This window comes from Amycolatopsis sp. NPDC049252, from assembly GCF_043197175.1.
Lineage (GTDB): Bacteria > Actinomycetota > Actinomycetes > Mycobacteriales > Pseudonocardiaceae > Amycolatopsis.
Map to the genome: position 1 here is coordinate 18,279 of NZ_JBICSQ010000082.1, position 16,470 is coordinate 34,748.

General features: G+C 70.2%; 19 protein-coding genes. 11 read left to right on the top strand and 8 right to left on the bottom strand.

All coding sequences use genetic code 11. The features are described 5' to 3' along the window. The first annotated feature begins 44 nt into the window (after positions 1 to 44). From ACGFMK_RS41365 to ACGFMK_RS41375, 3 genes are read left to right on the top strand one after another with little or no spacing between them, the layout of a single operon-like run. A complete protein-coding gene (locus ACGFMK_RS41365) occupies positions 45 to 794 on the top strand; it encodes a GntR family transcriptional regulator (protein WP_392775030.1) in 750 nt (249 codons plus the stop codon). After that, positions 791 to 1,630 carry a phosphoribosylaminoimidazolesuccinocarboxamide synthase gene (locus ACGFMK_RS41370; protein WP_392775032.1) on the top strand — a complete coding sequence of 280 codons (840 nt, stop codon included), beginning with the start codon at positions 791 to 793 and terminating at the stop codon, positions 1,628 to 1,630. The genes ACGFMK_RS41365 and ACGFMK_RS41370 overlap by 4 nt, the downstream gene beginning before the upstream one ends. Beyond that, positions 1,623 to 1,850, top strand: coding sequence for a hypothetical protein (locus tag ACGFMK_RS41375; protein ID WP_323332556.1), 228 nt, complete (start codon positions 1,623 to 1,625; stop codon positions 1,848 to 1,850). Before ACGFMK_RS41370 ends, ACGFMK_RS41375 begins: the two co-directional genes overlap by 8 nt. 63 nt (positions 1,851 to 1,913) lie before the next feature. Here ACGFMK_RS41375 and ACGFMK_RS41380 read toward each other — a convergent pair whose 3' ends face one another. Both ACGFMK_RS41380 and ACGFMK_RS41385 read right to left on the bottom strand, forming a co-directional pair. Beyond that, entirely contained in the window at positions 1,914 to 2,903 is a 990-nt protein-coding gene (locus tag ACGFMK_RS41380; RefSeq protein WP_392775034.1) for an aldo/keto reductase family protein, read from the bottom strand. Between the two features lie 256 nt (positions 2,904 to 3,159). Further along, entirely contained in the window at positions 3,160 to 3,807 is a 648-nt protein-coding gene (locus ACGFMK_RS41385) for a DUF3043 domain-containing protein (RefSeq protein ID WP_392775036.1), read from the bottom strand. 145 nt (positions 3,808 to 3,952) lie between these two features. Between ACGFMK_RS41385 and ACGFMK_RS41390 the strand changes: the two genes are divergently transcribed. After that, positions 3,953 to 4,330, top strand: coding sequence for an iron-sulfur cluster assembly accessory protein (locus tag ACGFMK_RS41390; protein WP_247062697.1), 378 nt, complete (start codon positions 3,953 to 3,955; stop codon positions 4,328 to 4,330). 106 nt (positions 4,331 to 4,436) lie between these two features. Here ACGFMK_RS41390 and ACGFMK_RS41395 read toward each other — a convergent pair whose 3' ends face one another. Further along, positions 4,437 to 4,607 carry a hypothetical protein gene (locus ACGFMK_RS41395; RefSeq protein WP_392775038.1) on the bottom strand — a complete coding sequence of 57 codons (171 nt, stop codon included), beginning with the start codon at positions 4,605 to 4,607 and terminating at the stop codon, positions 4,437 to 4,439. Between the two features lie 147 nt (positions 4,608 to 4,754). Here ACGFMK_RS41395 and ACGFMK_RS41400 point away from each other — a divergent pair, with 147 nt between their 5' ends. After that, positions 4,755 to 5,744: a carbohydrate kinase family protein gene (locus ACGFMK_RS41400; RefSeq protein ID WP_392775039.1), complete on the top strand. Its 990-nt coding sequence runs from the start codon at positions 4,755 to 4,757 to the stop codon at positions 5,742 to 5,744. 179 nt (positions 5,745 to 5,923) lie between these two features. Here ACGFMK_RS41400 and asnB read toward each other — a convergent pair whose 3' ends face one another. Further along, on the bottom strand, positions 5,924 to 7,858 hold the full coding sequence (gene asnB, locus ACGFMK_RS41405; RefSeq protein WP_392775041.1) for an asparagine synthase (glutamine-hydrolyzing): 1,935 nt from the start codon (positions 7,856 to 7,858) through the stop codon (positions 5,924 to 5,926). A gap of 185 nt (positions 7,859 to 8,043) precedes the next feature. Between asnB and ACGFMK_RS41410 the strand changes: the two genes are divergently transcribed. Together ACGFMK_RS41410 and ACGFMK_RS41415 are read left to right on the top strand one after the other, a co-directional pair. Beyond that, positions 8,044 to 8,985, top strand: coding sequence for a cytochrome c oxidase subunit II (locus tag ACGFMK_RS41410; RefSeq protein ID WP_392775043.1), 942 nt, complete (start codon positions 8,044 to 8,046; stop codon positions 8,983 to 8,985). A 31-nt stretch (positions 8,986 to 9,016) separates the two neighbouring features. After that, the gene (locus tag ACGFMK_RS41415) at positions 9,017 to 9,439 is read left to right on the top strand and encodes a cytochrome c oxidase subunit 4 (RefSeq protein WP_392775045.1); all 423 of its coding nucleotides are present in this window, start codon (positions 9,017 to 9,019) and stop codon (positions 9,437 to 9,439) included. On the opposite strand, the gene ACGFMK_RS41420 is transcribed toward ACGFMK_RS41415, so the two are convergent. After that, positions 9,387 to 10,349 (bottom strand): DMT family transporter, encoded by a 963-nt coding sequence (locus ACGFMK_RS41420; RefSeq protein WP_392775047.1) that lies wholly within the window; start codon positions 10,347 to 10,349, stop codon positions 9,387 to 9,389. The genes ACGFMK_RS41415 and ACGFMK_RS41420 overlap by 53 nt on opposite strands. A gap of 82 nt (positions 10,350 to 10,431) precedes the next feature. Here ACGFMK_RS41420 and ACGFMK_RS41425 point away from each other — a divergent pair, with 82 nt between their 5' ends. Further along, positions 10,432 to 11,385 (top strand): GlxA family transcriptional regulator, encoded by a 954-nt coding sequence (locus ACGFMK_RS41425; RefSeq protein WP_392775048.1) that lies wholly within the window; start codon positions 10,432 to 10,434, stop codon positions 11,383 to 11,385. 293 nt (positions 11,386 to 11,678) lie between these two features. Here ACGFMK_RS41425 and trpD read toward each other — a convergent pair whose 3' ends face one another. The 3 genes from trpD to ACGFMK_RS41440 all read right to left on the bottom strand — a co-directional run bounded on the left by trpD (position 11,679) and on the right by ACGFMK_RS41440 (position 13,617). Then, a complete protein-coding gene (trpD, locus tag ACGFMK_RS41430; RefSeq protein ID WP_392775049.1) occupies positions 11,679 to 12,713 on the bottom strand; it encodes an anthranilate phosphoribosyltransferase in 1,035 nt (344 codons plus the stop codon). A 5-nt stretch (positions 12,714 to 12,718) separates the two neighbouring features. After that, on the bottom strand, positions 12,719 to 13,129 hold the full coding sequence (locus tag ACGFMK_RS41435) for a hypothetical protein (protein ID WP_392775051.1): 411 nt from the start codon (positions 13,127 to 13,129) through the stop codon (positions 12,719 to 12,721). A 74-nt stretch (positions 13,130 to 13,203) separates the two neighbouring features. Continuing rightward, complete coding sequence (locus ACGFMK_RS41440; protein WP_392775053.1) at positions 13,204 to 13,617, bottom strand: hypothetical protein; 414 nt, start codon at positions 13,615 to 13,617, stop codon at positions 13,204 to 13,206. A gap of 95 nt (positions 13,618 to 13,712) precedes the next feature. Here ACGFMK_RS41440 and ACGFMK_RS41445 point away from each other — a divergent pair, with 95 nt between their 5' ends. From ACGFMK_RS41445 to ACGFMK_RS41455, 3 genes are all read left to right on the top strand, one after another. Further along, positions 13,713 to 14,336, top strand: a complete 624-nt coding sequence (locus tag ACGFMK_RS41445) for a heme-copper oxidase subunit III (RefSeq protein WP_392775054.1) — start codon at positions 13,713 to 13,715, stop codon at positions 14,334 to 14,336. A gap of 66 nt (positions 14,337 to 14,402) precedes the next feature. After that, positions 14,403 to 15,221: a c-type cytochrome gene (locus ACGFMK_RS41450; RefSeq protein WP_392775056.1), complete on the top strand. Its 819-nt coding sequence runs from the start codon at positions 14,403 to 14,405 to the stop codon at positions 15,219 to 15,221. Continuing rightward, complete coding sequence (locus ACGFMK_RS41455) at positions 15,218 to 16,372, top strand: ubiquinol-cytochrome c reductase iron-sulfur subunit (RefSeq protein WP_392775058.1); 1,155 nt, start codon at positions 15,218 to 15,220, stop codon at positions 16,370 to 16,372. The genes ACGFMK_RS41450 and ACGFMK_RS41455 overlap by 4 nt, the downstream gene beginning before the upstream one ends. The last annotated feature ends 98 nt before the right edge of the window (positions 16,373 to 16,470 follow it).

Genomic DNA, 16,470 nt, shown 5'->3' on the forward strand with positions numbered 1-16,470 from the left:
TGGCGTGCTAGAACACTTGTGCGTAGTCCTCGTGAGGAGCCGCCTTGCCCACCCTCGACCGTCCTGAGCCGCCGTACCTGCAGATCGCGGGCCGGATCCGTGACGACATCCTGTCCGGCCGGTTGCAGGAGGGCGACACGGTGCCGTCCGCCCGCGAGATAGCGCGTACCTGGACCGTCGCGATGGCGACGGCCACCAAGGTGCTGGCCACCCTCCGCTCGCAGGGCCTCGTGCGCCCGGTGCGCGGGGTCGGCACGGTCGTCGACCGCGGCGGGCTGCACCGCAGTGCGCTCGACCGCACCGTCGCGTCGTCGCGGACCGGCAAGATCTATCCGCCCGGCCACTACGCCGTGATCCGGTCGGCCGGCCTCGAACCCGTCACCGAGCGGGCGGCGGGCGCGCTGGGCCTGGAGGCGGGCGCCCCGGCCATCCGGCGGCGGCGCACCACCTACGGGCCGGACTCGCGGCCGCTGTCGACGTCGACCTCGTGGTTCGACGGCGCGCTGTCGGCCAAGGCGCCGGCGCTGCTGGTGCCCGAGCGGATCCTCGAGGGCACGTCGGTCTACGCGGCCGTGCGGCTCGGCACGAGGATCGCGGTCACGCAGGAACGGCACGCGGCGGGCCTGGCGGACGAGGTGGAGGCGGCCGAGCTGGGGCTGCCCGCCGGGTCGCCGGTGCTGTTCGGCCGGAGCACCTTCCTCGCGGCCGACGGGACGGTCGTGGAATACGGTGAGTCCGCCGCGCTGCCCGACCACTGGGTTTTCCACGAGTACACGACTGAGGACGGCGAATGAAGCACATCCACGCGGGCAAGGTCCGTGACCTGTACGAGCTCGACGGCGACCTCCTGCTGGTCGCCACCGATCGCGTGTCGGTCTACGACGTCTCGCTCCCGACGCCGATCCCGGACAAGGGCAAGCTGCTCAACCAGCTGTCCGCGTGGTGGTTCGACCGGATGTCCGACGTCGTCCCGAACCACGTCGTCTCCGCGACCGACGTCCCGGCGGAGTTCGCCGGCCGGGCGATGCGCTGCAAGCCGCTGAAGATGGTCCAGGTCGAGTGCATCGCACGTGGCTACCTCGCCGGGCTGGGCCTGCGGGAGTACCAGCGTGACGGCAAGATCTCCGGCGTCCCGCTGCCGCCGGGGCTGGTCGAGGGCGACAAGCTGCCCGAGCCGATCTTCACGCCGACGACGAAGATCTCCGACACCGGTCACGACGAGTTCATGACCTTCGACGAGGTGCTGAACGAGATCGGCGAAGACACCGCGAAGCGGCTTCGCGAGCTGACGCTGGAGATCTACACGAAGGGCGCGGAACACGCCGCGAAGCAGGGCGTCATCATCGCCGACACCAAGCTGGAGTTCGGGTTCGACGCCGAGGGCACGCTGACCCTGGGCGACGAGGTCCTGACGTCGGACTCGTCGCGCTTCTGGCCCGCCGACGAGTGGGAGCCGGGCCGCCCGCAGCACGCCTTCGACAAGCAGTTCGTGCGCGACTGGTCGCGCAGCACCGGCTGGGACCAGACCCCGCCCGGCCCGGAGATCCCGGCGGACATCGTGGAGCAGACGCGGCAGCGCTACACCGAGGTCTACGAGCGGATCACCGGGAAGACCTGGCCCCGTGGGTGAGCCGCGCGGCTACGACCCGTACCGGCTGATCGACGACGTCGAGAGCCTGCTGGCCGAGCGCGGGTTCACCCCCGAGCGGCTCCCGGGCCGCGGCGGCGACCGGCTGGCCGGAGCGAGCCGCTTGTTGCGCGGCTTCGGCGTCGAACCGCGCGTCTCCCCGGAGGACGGCCTGGACCTGGACGGTCACGTGCCCTACCAGGCCCGGATCAACCAGGACTGAAGTCCGTGAATGTCGCATTGAGGGACTCAGAGTCCCTCAATGCGACATTCACGGCTTTGGACGTCAGGGGCTCTTGGTGAGGCTCGCGTCGCGCTCGACGACGTCGCCGAGGACGTCGTCGATGGCGGTGAGCAGGTCGGCGTCGAGCTTCTTGCCCGCGGCCTGGACGTTGTCCACGACCTGCTCCGGGCGCGAGGCGCCGATGATCGCCGAGGCGACGTTCGGGTTCTGCAGCACCCACGCGACGGCCAGCTGCGCCATCGACAAGCCAGCCTGCTTGGCCAGCGGCTCGAGCTCGGCGACGCGCTTGAGGACCTCGTCGTCGAGGAAGCGGCGGACCATGTTGGCGCCGCCCTTCTCGTCGGTGGCGCGCGAGCCCTCGGGGAACGCCGCCCCCGGCTTGTACTTGCCGGTCAGCACGCCCTGCGCGATCGGCGACCAGACGATCTGGCTGAGGCCCTCGCGCTCGGAGGCGGGGATGACCTGGTCCTCGATGACGCGCCAGAGCATGTTGTACTGCGGCTGGTTCGACACGAACGGCACCTTCAGTTCGCGGGCCAGCGCCGCGCCCCGGCTGATCTGCTCGCCGGTCCACTCCGAGACGCCGACGTAGAGCACCTTGCCCTGGCGGACCAGGTCGGCGAAGGCGAGCATGGTCTCTTCCAGCGGCACGCTCCGGTCGAACCGGTGCGCCTGGTAGAGGTCGACGTAGTCGGTGCCGAGCCGCTGCAGCGACGCGTTCGCCGACTCCATGATGTGCTTGCGGGACAAGCCCTTGTCGTTGGGGCCCTTGGGGCCGGTCGGCCAGAAGACCTTGGTGAAGATCTCCAGGCTCTCCCGCCGCTGCCCCCTCAGACCGCGCCCGAGCACCGACTCCGCGGCGGTGTTCGCGTAGACGTCGGCGGTGTCGAAGGTGGTGATGCCGGCGTCGAGCGCGGCTTTGATGCAGGCGTGGGCCTGGTCCTCCTCGACCTGGGAACCGTGGGTGAGCCAGTTCCCGTACGAGATCTCACTGACGTTGAGGCCGCTGCGGCCGAGACGACGAAACTCCATGCGCCCACCCTAGGCGGTAATCGTTTGCTTTGCTAACGACCTGGAGTGACTCCGGCTCACGCCGGCCTTGGTGCTGTGGTGTCCCGGCCCCGGATGACCTGCACCACCCCGTGTGAGCGCGACGGCCAGGCGGAACACCTCGTGTCATGGCCGACGACCACAACGCGTCTCCACCCAAACCAACGAGTGAGCGCGACGTGCCGAGGGCAGCAAAAAGCCGGGTGAGACGCGTCTCACCCGGCTTCTCGAAAACCGCTCAGTTCGGGATCGGGTCGCCCGGCTTCAGCCGGGGCTTGGGGACCCGCAGGCGCCGGATCTGGGAGGCGCGGACGAAGGCGTACCAGCCCACCGAACGGCCGTTCACCGTCTCCTTCGGGTAGCGCTCGCGCACCAGCCGGGCGATCTTGCGGCCGTTCACGAAGCCCTCGATGGCCATCACCAGCAGCAGCGCCGTGCACAGCAGCGTGATGTACGACTGGACCTGGGGCAGCGGCACCAGCAGCGCGAGGAACACCAGGATCGCCAGCGGCATGAACAGGCCGAGCAGGTTGCGCCGGCTGTCGACCAGGTCGCGGACGTACGCCTTGACCGGCCCGCGGTCGCGCGGCAGCAGGTACTTGTCGTCGCCCGCCATCATGCGCTCGCGGCGGACCTTCGCCTCGGAGCGGCGGTCCTCCTTGCTCTGCGGGTTCGCCTTGCGCAGCTCCTTGTTGCGCTTCATCGCCTCACGCATCGTGGTCGGCGGTGGCGCGACCGGACCGCGGCGCTTCGCCTCCGCCTCCCGCCGCTTCGGCGTGGCCTTGCCCTTACCGGGCGTGAACGACTTGCCGCCGACGTCGACGGCTTCGGTCGTGGCCGGCTCGTCGGCGGCGGTGTCTGTGGTGCTTCGGCGCAGGAACCTCACCTCACCAGGGTATTGCAGGCGTCACGCCGCCGTTCACCAGGTCGATCGATGTGCGACCATGGAGGGGGAACAGATCGGACGCGCCGGGTGTTGGACGTAGGGCACCAGGAGTATCCGCAGTGAGTTCGAACCTATGAGGAGTGCCATGACGACCGCTGAGCACGCCGGCGCGACGCAGGCCGAGACCGCCGAGGAGACCCACGGCGTCACGCTGACCGACACCGCGGCTGCCAAGGCGAAGGCCCTGCTCGACCAGGAGGGCCGCGACGACATGCACCTGCGCATCGCCGTCCAGCCCGGTGGCTGCGCGGGCCTGCGCTACCAGCTGTTCTTCGACGAGCGCACGCTCGACGGCGACCTCTTCCGGGACTTCGACGGCCTCAAGGTCGCCGTGGACCGGATGAGCGCGCCGTACGTTTCGGAAGCCGTCATCGACTTCGTGGACACGATCGAGAAGCAGGGCTTCACGATCGACAACCCGAACGCGACCGGCTCCTGCGCCTGCGGCGACTCGTTCCACTGAGTCCCGCGCGCCGAGCCTGAGCACGACGCGAGAAGGCCCCGCCTCCGAACGGAGGACGGGGCCTTCTTCGTTGCTGCCGGGTTTCGGGGCTGCCGCGCCGGGCGGGTCAGACGTACGCGTCGAGCTCCGCGACCTGGGCGTGGCACGCCTCGTCGACCTGCCACGGCGGCGCGGTCACGCGCGGCAACGGAACGTTGTCGGCGCGGAGCGTCGTCGGGATGAGGGCGCAGTCGGCGATCAGCTCGGACAGGGTCTCGGGTTCGGTGACGGCGTTCACGATTCGTAACGCTATTGATCGCGGCTCGACTGGTGAAGGAGTACCAGCCGGTAGTGTCGGGTGGTGCGCGCGAACAACCCGGATGGGGCATGACCCGGGGGTAACTTCGCGCCGTTTGCCGTGAGGTCGACCACAAAGGAGCAGCCGGTGGCAGACAGGGCCAGGATCGCAGTGTCCGGCAGTATCGCAACCGACCACCTCATGCACTTCCCGGGAAGGTTCGCCGAACAGCTGGTCGCCGAGCAACTCCACCGGGTGTCGCTGAGCTTCCTCGCCGACGACCTCGTGGTGCGGCGCGGCGGGATCGGCGCGAACATCGCGTTCGGCCTCGGCGTGCTGGGCGTCGAGCCGGTGCTGGTGGGCGCGGTCGGCGCCGACTTCGCCGACTACCGCTCCTGGCTGGAGCGCCACGGCGTCGACACCTCGGGGGTGCACGTCTCCGAGACCGCGCACACCGCGCGGTTCGTCTGCACGACGGACCAGGATCTCTGCCAGATCGCGACGTTCTACGCGGGCGCGATGGCCGAGTCCCGCAACATCGAGCTGGCCCCGATCGCCGAGCGTGCCGGCGAGCTGAGCCTGGTGCTCATCAGCCCGGACGACCCGGAGGGCATGGTCCGCCACGCGGAGGAGTGCCGCCAGCGCGGCTACACCTTCGCCGTCGACCCGTCGCAGCAGCTGGCCCGGATGACCGGGGAGCAGGCGCGGACGTTCGTCGCCGGCGCGAAGTACCTGTTCAGCAACGACTACGAGTGGGAGCTGCTGCTCCAGAAGACCGGCTGGACCGAGGCCGACGTTCTCGACCAGGTCGGCGTCCGCATCACGACGCTGGGGGAGAAGGGCGTCGAGATCGTCGGCAAGGACGGCGTCGCCCTGCAGATCGGCGCGGTGCCCGAGCGCGCCAAGGCCGACCCGACGGGCGTCGGCGACGGCTTCCGCGCGGGTTTCCTGGCCGGTCTCGACGGCGGCCTCGGCGTCGAGCGCGCCGCCCAGCTCGGCTCGCTCATCGCGGTGCTGGTGCTGGAGACCGTGGGCACCCAGGAGTGGACGTTCGACCGCGCCGACGCGCTCGCCCGCATCGGCGAGGCCTTCGGGCCGGACGCCGCCGAGGAGATCTCGGTGGTCCTGCCGGCCTGACCCGGGACGTCGTGACGTGCGAAGGCCCCCTCACCGGCCGGGGGGTGGTGGGGGGGGCCGTGGGGGCGTCCCGGGTCGGGTTGTGTGGGGCGCCGCCCGCGGGCGCGGGGGGTGGGGGGCCCCCCCCACGGCGGGCGGAGTGTCCCGCGCGCGGGACACTCACTGTCTACAATGGACGGTCAGAGCTTGACCGGGTACACCGGCTCGGGGATCTCCGGCTTGATGCGGTGCTCCACGAAGATGCCGTGCCACAGCATGAACACGATCAGCGCCCACAGCTGGCGGCTGCGGTCCAGCTGGCCCGCCTTGTGCTCCTCGAGCAGCGCCAGGATGGCCTTCTTGTCCAGCAGCTCCTCGGTCTTCGAGTCGCTGATGATGCCCTTGGCCCAGTCGTACATCTCGTTGCGCAGCCACAGCCGGATCGGCACCGGGAAGCCGAGCTTGCGGCGGTTCAGCACGTGCGCCGGGATGATCTTCGCCAGGGCCTGGCGCAGCGCGTACTTCGTCGTGTTGTGGGCGAGTTTCTGGTCCAGCGGAATGGACGCGGCGACCTTGAACACCTCGGCGTCCAGGAACGGCACCCGCAGCTCGAGAGAGTTCGCCATGGTCACCTTGTCCGCCTTGACGAGGATGTCGCCGCGCAGCCAGGTGTAGAGGTCGACGTGCTGCATCCGGGCCACCGGGTCCCAGCCGCGCGAGACGTCGTACCAGGGCGCCGTGACGTCCTTGAAGCCGACGCCCTCCTGGTAGGTCTTCAGCACCTGGCGCAGCTGGTCGTCGCGGAAGTTGCGGGCGTTGCCGTAGTAGCGGTCCTCCAGCGGCAGCGCGCCGCGGCGCAGCAGGTCCTTGCCGCGGGTGCCTTCGGGGATCTTCGTGGAGACCTTGCCGATCAGCTTCCGCATGCCGCCCGGGATCCTCTCGAACGGCGCCAGCGAGATCGGCTCGTTGTAGATCGTGTAGCCGCCGAACAGCTCGTCGGCGCCTTCACCCGAAAGGACCGCCTTGACGTGCTTGCGGGCCTCGCGCGCGATGAACCACAGCGGCACGAGCGCCGGGTCGGCCACCGGGTCGTCGAGGTACCAGACGATGAGCGGCAGGGCCTCCATCATCTCGTCCGCCGACACCGTGCGGACCACGTGCTTCACGCCGATCGCGGCGGCCGACTCGGCGGCGACGTCGACCTCGGAGTACCCCTCGCGCTCGAACCCGGTGGTGAAGGCGATCAGGTTCGGGTTGTGCTCCTTGGCCAGGGTGGCGGTGGCCGTGGAGTCGATGCCGCCGGAGAGGAACGCGCCGACCGTGACGTCCGGGTCGGAGATCATGTGCTTGCCGACCGAGTCGCGCATCACGTCGGCGATGCGCTCGTACAGCGCCTCGGCCTCGGCGGGGCCGTTGACCGGCTTCGTGGCGAACTGCGGGTGGAAGTAGCGGGTGAACTTCACCTCACCGCCGGGGACCACCTCGAACGACGTCCCGGACTCGACGCGGCGGATCGCGGTGTGCAGCGACTCGGGCTCGGGCACGTACTGCAGGACCAGGTAGTGCTGCAGGGCCTTGCGGTCCAGCTCCTGCGGGACACCGAGGGTGTCCGACAGCTCCAGGAGGCTCTTCTTCTCGCTGGAGAACGCCACGCCGCCGGGGCCGGCCGAGTAGAACAGCGGCTTGATCCCGAACGGGTCGCGCGCGCCGAAGACCCGCTTCTCCTGCGAGTCCCAGATCATGAAGGCGAACATCCCGCGCAGCCGCTCGACCCACTCGGCGCCCAGGTAGTGGTAGCCGGCGACGATCGCCTCGCCGTCACCCTCGGTCTCGAACTTCGCCCCGAACTTCTCGGCCAGCTCGGCCCGCAGCTCGAGGTAGTTGTAGATCTCGCCGTTGAAGTTCATCGTGTACCGGCCGGGCGCCTCCGGCGGCCCCCAGACCAGGGGCTGGTGGGAGTGCTCGACGTCGATGAAGGCGAGCCGGTTGAAGCCGTAGACGACCTCGGCGTCGGCCCACGTGTCCTGCTCGTCGGGGCCGCGGTGGCGCTGGCAGCGCATGGCCGCGCCGACGGCGTCACGCGCGTTCGCCGCACCGGTCTCGGTCGCGCAGATCAGTCCAAGCAGGCCGCACACGGGTACTCACACACCTTCAGGGGTCTTCGCGGGGCTGGGGAGCGCCCAGTATGCCGGGCGCGCCGTGGCGCGTACCACGCGCGTCGATGGTTACCCCTTGGTCAGCGGACCACGCCAACTCGGCTAGGCTCCGCCCTGTCACAAAGATCGGTCGTAGGAGGCTCTGGGTGAAAGGGCGAGGCGCAGTGGGAAAACCCGAGCGCACCCCGGGTAGGCGGACCGTGCGCGTTGCCGCGCTGGCCGTGCTGGTCGCGCTGACCGCGACGGGCTGCTCCGGCGACGAGATCCTCCGGTTCGGCTGGCCGGTGGGCGTCACGCAGCAGGCCGACCAGATGCGCAACCTCTGGACCTGGACCGTGGTCGCGGCGCTGGTCGTCGGCGCCATCGTGTGGGCCCTGATCTTCTGGACCGCGACGTTCCACCGCAAGAAGAAGACCGTCGACGGCGAGCCGGAGGAGCTGCCCCGGCAGTTCCAGTACAACATCCCGCTCGAGCTGTTCACGGTCGTCGTCCCGACGATCATGGTCGTCGTCCTGTTCTTCTTCACCGCGACGACGGAGTCGAAGGTCCTGGACAAGATCCCGAACCCGGACGTCAAGGTCCAGGTCGTCGCCTTCCAGTGGAACTGGGAGTTCCGGTACGAGAACGACACCGCGAAGAAGCCCGACGGCCAGCAGGTCAGCACGGTCGGCTCTTCGGGTGAGATCCCGCTGCTGGTGCTCCCGGTCGGCAAGGTCATCCAGTACGACCTGCTCTCCACGGACGTCATCCACTCGTTCTGGGTCCCGGAGTTCCACTTCAAGCGGGACGTCATGCCGAACCCGGACAAGAACAACCAGGACAGCTCCTTCCAGAACACCATCGACCGCGAAGGCTCCTTCGTCGGCCGATGCGCGGAGCTGTGCGGCACCTACCACTCGGTGATGAACTTCGAGGTCCGCGCCCTGTCGGCGGACAAGTTCGACCAGTACATCGCGCTGCGCAAGCAGGTGAACCCGGCGACCGGCCAGTCGTTCACCGCGTCCGAGGCGCTGGCGAAGATGAACTGCGGCGTGCTGTGCACCCCGCACGCGGTGACCACGCAGCCGTTCAACACCGACCGCACGGCGCGAACCGCGTCGAACTGACTCTGAGCGACAACAGGAGTAGGAAAGACCCATGAAGGTCGAAGCGCGGATTTTCTTCATCGTGGCGATCTTCGCCGTGGTCATGGCGGCCGTGTACTGGGTGATGACCGCGTTGCTGACGTTCGACAAGCACGCGGAGCCGGTCGGCATCGTGGCGTTGTTCCTCACCGGCGGCCTCGCGTTCCTGGCGGGCAGCTACATGCAGTTCGTCGCCCGCCGCATCGAACCGCGCCCGGAGGACCGCGAGGACGCCGAGATCAGCGACGGTGCCGGTGAGCTGGGCTTCTTCAGCCCGGGCAGCTACTGGCCGGTCAGCATGGCGGCCACCGCCGCCCTCGCCGCCCTCGCACTGGCGTTCTTCCACATCTGGCTCCTGGTGATCGCGCTGGTCGCGCTGCTCATCACGATCGGCGGGCTGGTGTTCGAGTACCACACGGGTCCGTCCCACGACTGACCTCGGGCTCTGCTGACCGGCCGTCACGCTGCTCGACAGCGGGGCGGCCGGTTTTCGCACGCCGGGGTGCCATCGCGGCGGCCAGCACCGCGAGCATGCCCACGGCCTCCGGCCAGGTCGGGCGGTGGCCGTAGAAGGCGATGTCGACCAGCACGGCGACCACCGGGTAGACGTAGGACAGCAGCGCCACCGTCGTCGTGGGCAGCTTGCCGATGCTGGCGTAGATCAGCACGTACATCAGCGCGGTGTGCACCGTGCCGAGCAGCACCAGCCAGAGCAGCCCCGACGTCGTCGACGGCAACGGTGTGACCAGCAGCACGGGCGCCAGCACCAGCGCGCCCACCGTGGTCTGCACGGCCGCGAGCAGGTGCGGGCGGATGTGCTTCAGCTGCTTCGCGACGAAGGACGCGCCGGCGTAGAGCACGGCCGCGCCGAGCGCGAGGCCGATCCCCGCGAGCTGCACCGGCTTGCCGTCCTCGCCGTGGGCGGACAGCGAGATGAGCGCCACACCGCCGAACGCGATCCCGGCCCGGACCAGCGTGCTCTTCGCGAACTTCTCCCCGAGGAACGCCGCCGCCAGGCCGACCAGGATCAGCGGCTGGGTGTGGTAGACGACCGTGCTGACCGAGATCGACGACAGCGCGTAGGAAGCGAACAGCAGCACCCAGTTCCCGACCAGGAAGAGCCCGCCCAGCACGGCGAGGCCGAGGTCGCGGTGCGTCGGCCGCCAGGCCTGCAGCCAGCCGCGCGCGAGGCACCAGAGCACGAGCAGCGTCCCGCCGACGAAGCAGCGGGCGAAGGCCACGGCCGGCGCGGCGGCCCCGCTTTCGAGGACGACCGCGCCGATCGTCCCGGACATCGCCATCGCCGCGGACCACTGGAGCAGCGGGCGGGTTTCCGAATTCATCATGCGGACCAGGTTCGTCCCGGATGTCACCCACGACCAGTGTCAGAGATGACAACGGCCGCAAAACTTGTGACACACTCGGCCGATGGACGTCAACCGGGTCGCGGTGGTGCTCGCCGACCACGTTTCGCCGTTCGAGCTGGGGGTCGCGTGCGAGGTGTTCGGCACCGACCGCAGCGCCGACGGCATCGAGGGCTGGGACTTCGCCGTCTGCTCGCCGGGCGGCGCGCCGATCGCCAGCTGGTCGGGGTTCGGGCTGTCCGGGCTGGCCGACCTGGACTTCGCGGCGTCGGCGGACCTGCTGATCGTGCCCACGTGCGCGCCTCGGACGGCGCCGCCACCTTCGCCGGTGCTGGACGTCCTGCGCGACGCGGCCGCGCGGGGCGCGTGGGTGGCGGGGTTCTGCGCGGGCGTGTTCACGCTGGGGTACGCGGGCCTGCTCGACGGCCGCCGCTGCACCGTCCACTGGGTGTACGAAGCGGAGTTCCGGCAGAAGTTCCCGACGGCGCTCGTGGATCCGCAGGCGTTGTACGCCGACGACGACGGCATCCTGACCAGCGCGGGCACGGTCGCGGCGGTGGACCTGTGCCTGCACCTGGTCCGCAGGCTGCGCGGTGTCACGGCGGCGACGACGCTGGCCCGCCGCATGGTGGCGGCGCCCTTCCGGGCGGGCGGCCAGGCCCAGTTCGTCCAGGCGCCGGTCCCGTCCCTGCCGGACGACTCGGTGGTGGCCGAAGCGCTGGAGTGGGTGGAGCGGCGGCTGGACCAGCCGTTCACGGTGGCGGAGCTGGCCCGCCGCAGCGGCCTGGGGGAGCGGACGTTCCTGCGGCGGTTTTCGGCCGCGACGGGCACGACACCGCACCGCTGGCTGACGGAGCGCCGCCTGGACCGCGCCCAGGCCCTGCTGGAGGAGGGCCGGCTGTCGGTGGAGGACATCGCGGTGGCGTGCGGCTACGCCTCGGCGGCGGCCCTGCGGCACCAGTTCACCCGGTTGCGGGGCACAAGCCCGTCCTCGTACCGCACGACCTTCCGCGGCTGACGCCGGCCTCGGGCGCTCCGGCGAGGTTTCCGGTAGCCGCCTCGACCTCTCCGGCTGGTGGTCGTCGGGACCGTCCAACGTCCCGAAAACTCCATCGAAGGCAGCCCGACCTCACTCGAGAATCCGCGGCGGCTGTCAAGCCCGCGGCCGCCGCAAGCGCGGAGTTGTCCACATCGGATCCGGTTGTCCACAGATTCCGCGACCGGCGGTTTCGCGCGCCCACCACCGATAGACTGGACAAGGGCACGCCCCCCTGAGGAGGGTGGGGGCGCGCCCGGCGAGGGTCCCGCCGGCTACTGGAACGCGATCCAGCGGTCCAGCAGGGCCGCTGCCGCCCCCGAATCGATCGCCTCGGCCGCTCGCACCAGGCCCGCTCGCAGGTCGTCTTCCAGGGACGCTGAGAAGCCCGTGAAGGCCGCCAGGGCCGCGGCCGCGTTGATCAGGACCGCGTCGCGGACCGGGCCCGGCTTGCCGCCCACCAGTTCGCGGACCACTTCCGCGTTCGCCGCCGCGTCGCCGCCGCGCAGGTCCTCCGCCGTCGCCCGGGGGATGCCCACCGCGGCCGGGTCGAAGGTGCGCTCGGTGACCTCGCCGTCGGCGACCACCCAGACCGTCGACGTCGTCGTGGTGGTGATCTCGTCGAGGCCGTCGTCGCCGCGGACCACCAGGGCCCTCGTGCCGCGCCGGGCGAAGACCTCGGCCAGCACCCGGGTCTTGTCCTGGTAGGCGCAGCCGATCAGGGCGCTGCCCGGCTGGGCCGGGTTGGTCAGCGGACCCAGCAGGTTGAACGTCGTCGGCACGCCCAGCTCGGACCGCACCGGGCCCGCGTGGCGCAGCGCCGGGTGGAACGCCGACGCCAGGAAGAACCCGACGCCGACCTCGGTGAGGCTGCGCTGGACGTCCTCCGGCGGCAGGCTGATCCGCACGCCGAGGGTCTCCAGCACGTCGGCCGCCCCGGACTTCGACGACGCGCTGCGGTTGCCGTGCTTGGCCACCGGCGCGCCCGCCGCCGCGGTGACGATCGTCGCCATCGTCGAGATGTTCACCGAGTTCGAGCCGTCACCGCCGGTGCCGACGATGTCGACGGCCGGCCGGTCCAGCTCGACGCGGCGCGCGTGCGCCAGCATCGTCGCGGCCATGCCCGCGATCTCCGCGGGCGTCTCGCCCTTGGCGCGCAACGCCACCGCGAACCCGGCGATCCGGGCCGGGCTCGCCGCGCCGCTCATGATCTGGTCCATCGCCCACGCCGTGTCGTCCTCGGACAGGTCGACCCGCGCGATGAGCTGCTTGAGCAGGGGTGGCCAGGTGCGGGGGACCGGAGTGGTCACCGGGCTCAGCCGTTCACGACGGGGACCCGTCGCGCGCGCAGCACGTCGGCGACGGTCTCCGCGGCGGTCAGCGGGTCCAGCGGGTGCACCAGCACGGCGTCCGCCTGCGACCAGGTGGCCAGCCACCGGTCGTCCCGCCGCCGCACGGCCACCACGATGGGCGGGCAGGCGGTGATCTCCGCCTTCAGCTGGCGGCACAGCCCGATGCCGCCGGTGGGCTGCGCCTCGCCGTCGAGGATCGCCAGGTCGACGTGCCCGGCGTCCACCTCGGACAGCACGTCCGCGATGCCGGCCGCCTCGACGTACTCCACGCGGCCCACGTCGGCGGCGGGCCGCCGGCCGACCGCGTTCACGATCGCCTCGCGCACCTCCGCCTTGTGGCTGAACACCAGGACCCGCATCGCCCGCTCGGCCATATTGAGCACGCCTCCGTCGTTGTCAAAGCTCTACCCGGCTCTACTCGCACCGATCGTATCGGCCGAGACCGACATCACGCGGGCACCTCCGGCTGGAGCGCGTCCCAGCCCAGCGCGTCACCGCCCAGCCGCTGCGCCAGGCCCGCCATCCGGGACCGTTCCTGGGCGCAGTGGAGCGCGTCGAGCACCTGGACGCGGACCGCGAGCACCCGCGTCCGGCCCCCGTCGGGTGACTCCTCTCGCAGCTCGTAGCCGTCCTGGGCGAGGACCAACCCCGCCTCGGCCAGCCGGCCCGGCGGGAGCAGCAGGTGGTGCCGCAGAACGGCCGGTGCCGTACTGACCCAGGCGGGTGAACCGGCGAGCACGGCGGAGTCCGCGACGGCCGGGTCGAAGGCCTCGGCGACGATCTTCAACCCGGGCGTATCAGGCGTCAGAACAGCGGTTTCGCCCTTCTTGACCAGGTCACGCAGCCGGTCGAGTAAACCCATGAGTAGCTCTCACCTTTCCGCGGCAGGGGTGTGATCGGTTCCGCACGCGACTTGCCGTGGACCCACCCGGCGGGACGGCGGTGCGGGAGGACATAATGCGATGCGTGACAACGGCAGCTCCCACCATCAGTCAGCGGGTTCACTCGCTGAACCGGCCGAACATGGTCAGTGTCGGCACCATCGTGTGGCTGTCCAGCGAACTGATGTTCTTCGCCGGACTCTTCGCGATGTTCTTCACCGTCAAGGCGCAGAACTCCACCGGCGCGTGGCCACCACCGCTGCACGACGAACCGTTCCATCTCAACGTGGCGTACGCGATCCCGTTCACGGTGATCCTGGTGCTGTCCTCGCTGACCTGCCAGTTCGGCGTGTTCGCCGCCGAGCGCGGTGACGTCTACGGGCTGCGCCGCTGGTACATCATCACGTTGATCATGGGCGCGATCTTCGTCGGCGGCCAGGCCAACGAGTACCACAACCTGGTGGAAGAGGGGATGACGATCCCGTCCGGCCCGTTCGGCACGGTCTTCTACCTCGCCACCGGGTTCCACGGCCTGCACGTCATCGGCGGGCTCATCGCCTTCGTGTACCTGCTCATCCGCACCAAGCTGAGCAAGTTCACGCCCGCCCAGGCCACGTCGGCGATCGTCGTGTCCTACTACTGGCACTTCGTCGACATCGTGTGGGTCGGCCTGTTCGGTGTGATCTACCTCCTGCCGTGAGGCCCGCACCGCCAGCCGCCACCACCTTCTCCATCGGCCTGAACTGACAGCAAGGGTTGCCGCAAGATGACCACCAGCACCAAGTCCTCGGAGCGCCGCTACCGCGCGCGGTCGAAGCTGCGGAGGCGGTTCGCCGGCCTGCTCGCGCTCGGTATCGCGCTGGTGGGCGCCGGCGCCCTGTACGCCGTGTTCGCCCCCGAGCCGCAGACCGCGCAGGCCCAGGGCACGCCGGCGCAGCTGCGCCTCGGCGAGCAGGTCTACAACAACACCTGCATCGCGTGCCACGGCGCGAACCTCGAGGGCGTGCAGGACCGCGGCCCGAGCCTCATCGGCATCGGTGACGCCGCCGTGTACTTCCAGACCTCTTCGGGCCGCATGCCCGCCGCGCGCCAGGAGGCGCAGGTCGAGCGCAAGCCGCCGAAGCTGAGCGAGGCCGAGATCGACGCGGTCGGCGCCTTCATCCAGGCGCACGGCGGCGGCGCGCAGCGTCCCGCCGAGAAGGGCGCGGCCCTGCGCGGCAGCGACCCGGCCCGCGGTGGCGAGCTGTTCCGCCTGAACTGCGCCTCGTGCCACAACTTCACCGGCCGCGGCGGCGCGCTGTCGGCGGGCAAGTACGCGCCGAACCTGGACCCGGCCAGCGAAGAGCAGATCTACACCGCGATGCTCACCGGCCCCCAGAACATGCCGAAGTTCTCCGACCGGCAGCTTTCGCCCGAGGAGAAGAAGGACATCGTCGCCTACGTGAAGTCGGTGTCCGACGGCAACAATGACCCGGGTGGTAACGGCCTCGGCGGGGTCGGCCCCGCTTCCGAGGGCGTCATCGCCTTCATCGTCGGGATCGCCGCGCTGATCGGCGTGACGTTGTGGATTGGATCGAAGGCATGAGTGCCGAGGGGCCTAAGCCGCCGACGGAGGCGGAGCTGGCGGAGATGGACCGCGACCAGCTGCTCAAGCTGGGCGGTCAGCTCGACGGTGTCGAGATCGCCGAGTACCCGACCCCGTGGCCCGTGGAGGGCACCCGGGCGGAGAAGCGCGCCGAGCGCCTGGTCGCGTTCTGGTTCGCGCTGTCCGCGGTGGCCGGGCTGGCGTTCGTCGTCTCCCTGATCTGGTGGCCGTGGCAGTACGAGGCGCCGGACAACGAGAGCGGCCACTTCTGGTACAGCCTGTACACCCCGATGCTGGGGCTCACGCTCGGCCTGGCCATCCTCGGCCTGGGCATCGGCGTGATCCTGTACACGAAGAAGTTCGTGCCCGCCGAGGTCTCGGTGCAGGAGCGCCACGACGGTGACGGCAAGGGGTCGGCCGAGGTCGACCGCGCCACGATCCTCGCGCACCTGGCCGACGCCGGGAGCCGCAGCACCATCGCCCGCCGCTCGCTGATCAAGCGCTCGGCCATCGCGGGTGCCGGCACGCTGGGCCTCGCGGCCGCCGCGCTGCCGCTCGCGTCCTTCATCAAGAACCCGTGGAAGGACACCGAGGGCCGCGACTCCCTCTGGCACACCGGCTGGCAGCCGAACTTCCCCGGCGAGAAGGTCTACCTGCGCCGCAACACCGGCAAGCCGCTGGAAGAGGGCCAGGAGGTCAGCCTGGTCAAGGCCGAGGACCTCGACGCCGGCGCGATGGAGACGGTCTTCCCGTACCGCGACTCCGAGAAGGACAAGCCGGAGCTGCTGGCCGCCGCCCTGACCCGGGTCGACAACCCGGTCATGCTGATCCGCCTGCGCCCGACCGACGCCGCCAAGGTGGTCAAGCGGTCCGGCCAGGAGGACTTCAACTTCGGCGACCTGTACGCGTACACGAAGATCTGCAGCCACGTCGGCTGCCCGACCTCCCTGTACGAGCAGCGGACCAACCGCATCCTGTGCCCGTGCCACCAGTCGCAGTTCGACGCCCTCCACTACGCCAAGCCGATTTTCGGCCCGGCAACCCGTCCGCTGGCCCAACTACCGATCACAGTGGACGAAGAGGGATACTTGATCGCGCGAGGCGACTTCATCGAGGCCATCGGTCCGGCCTTTTGGGAGCGTAAGTCATGAGTTCACTCACCACGCCGACCAAGGGGTCGAGCGCGATCGAGCGGGCGGTGGGCGACGCCGCGGACAACGCCGATCAGCGGTATCGCCTGGCCAAGGGC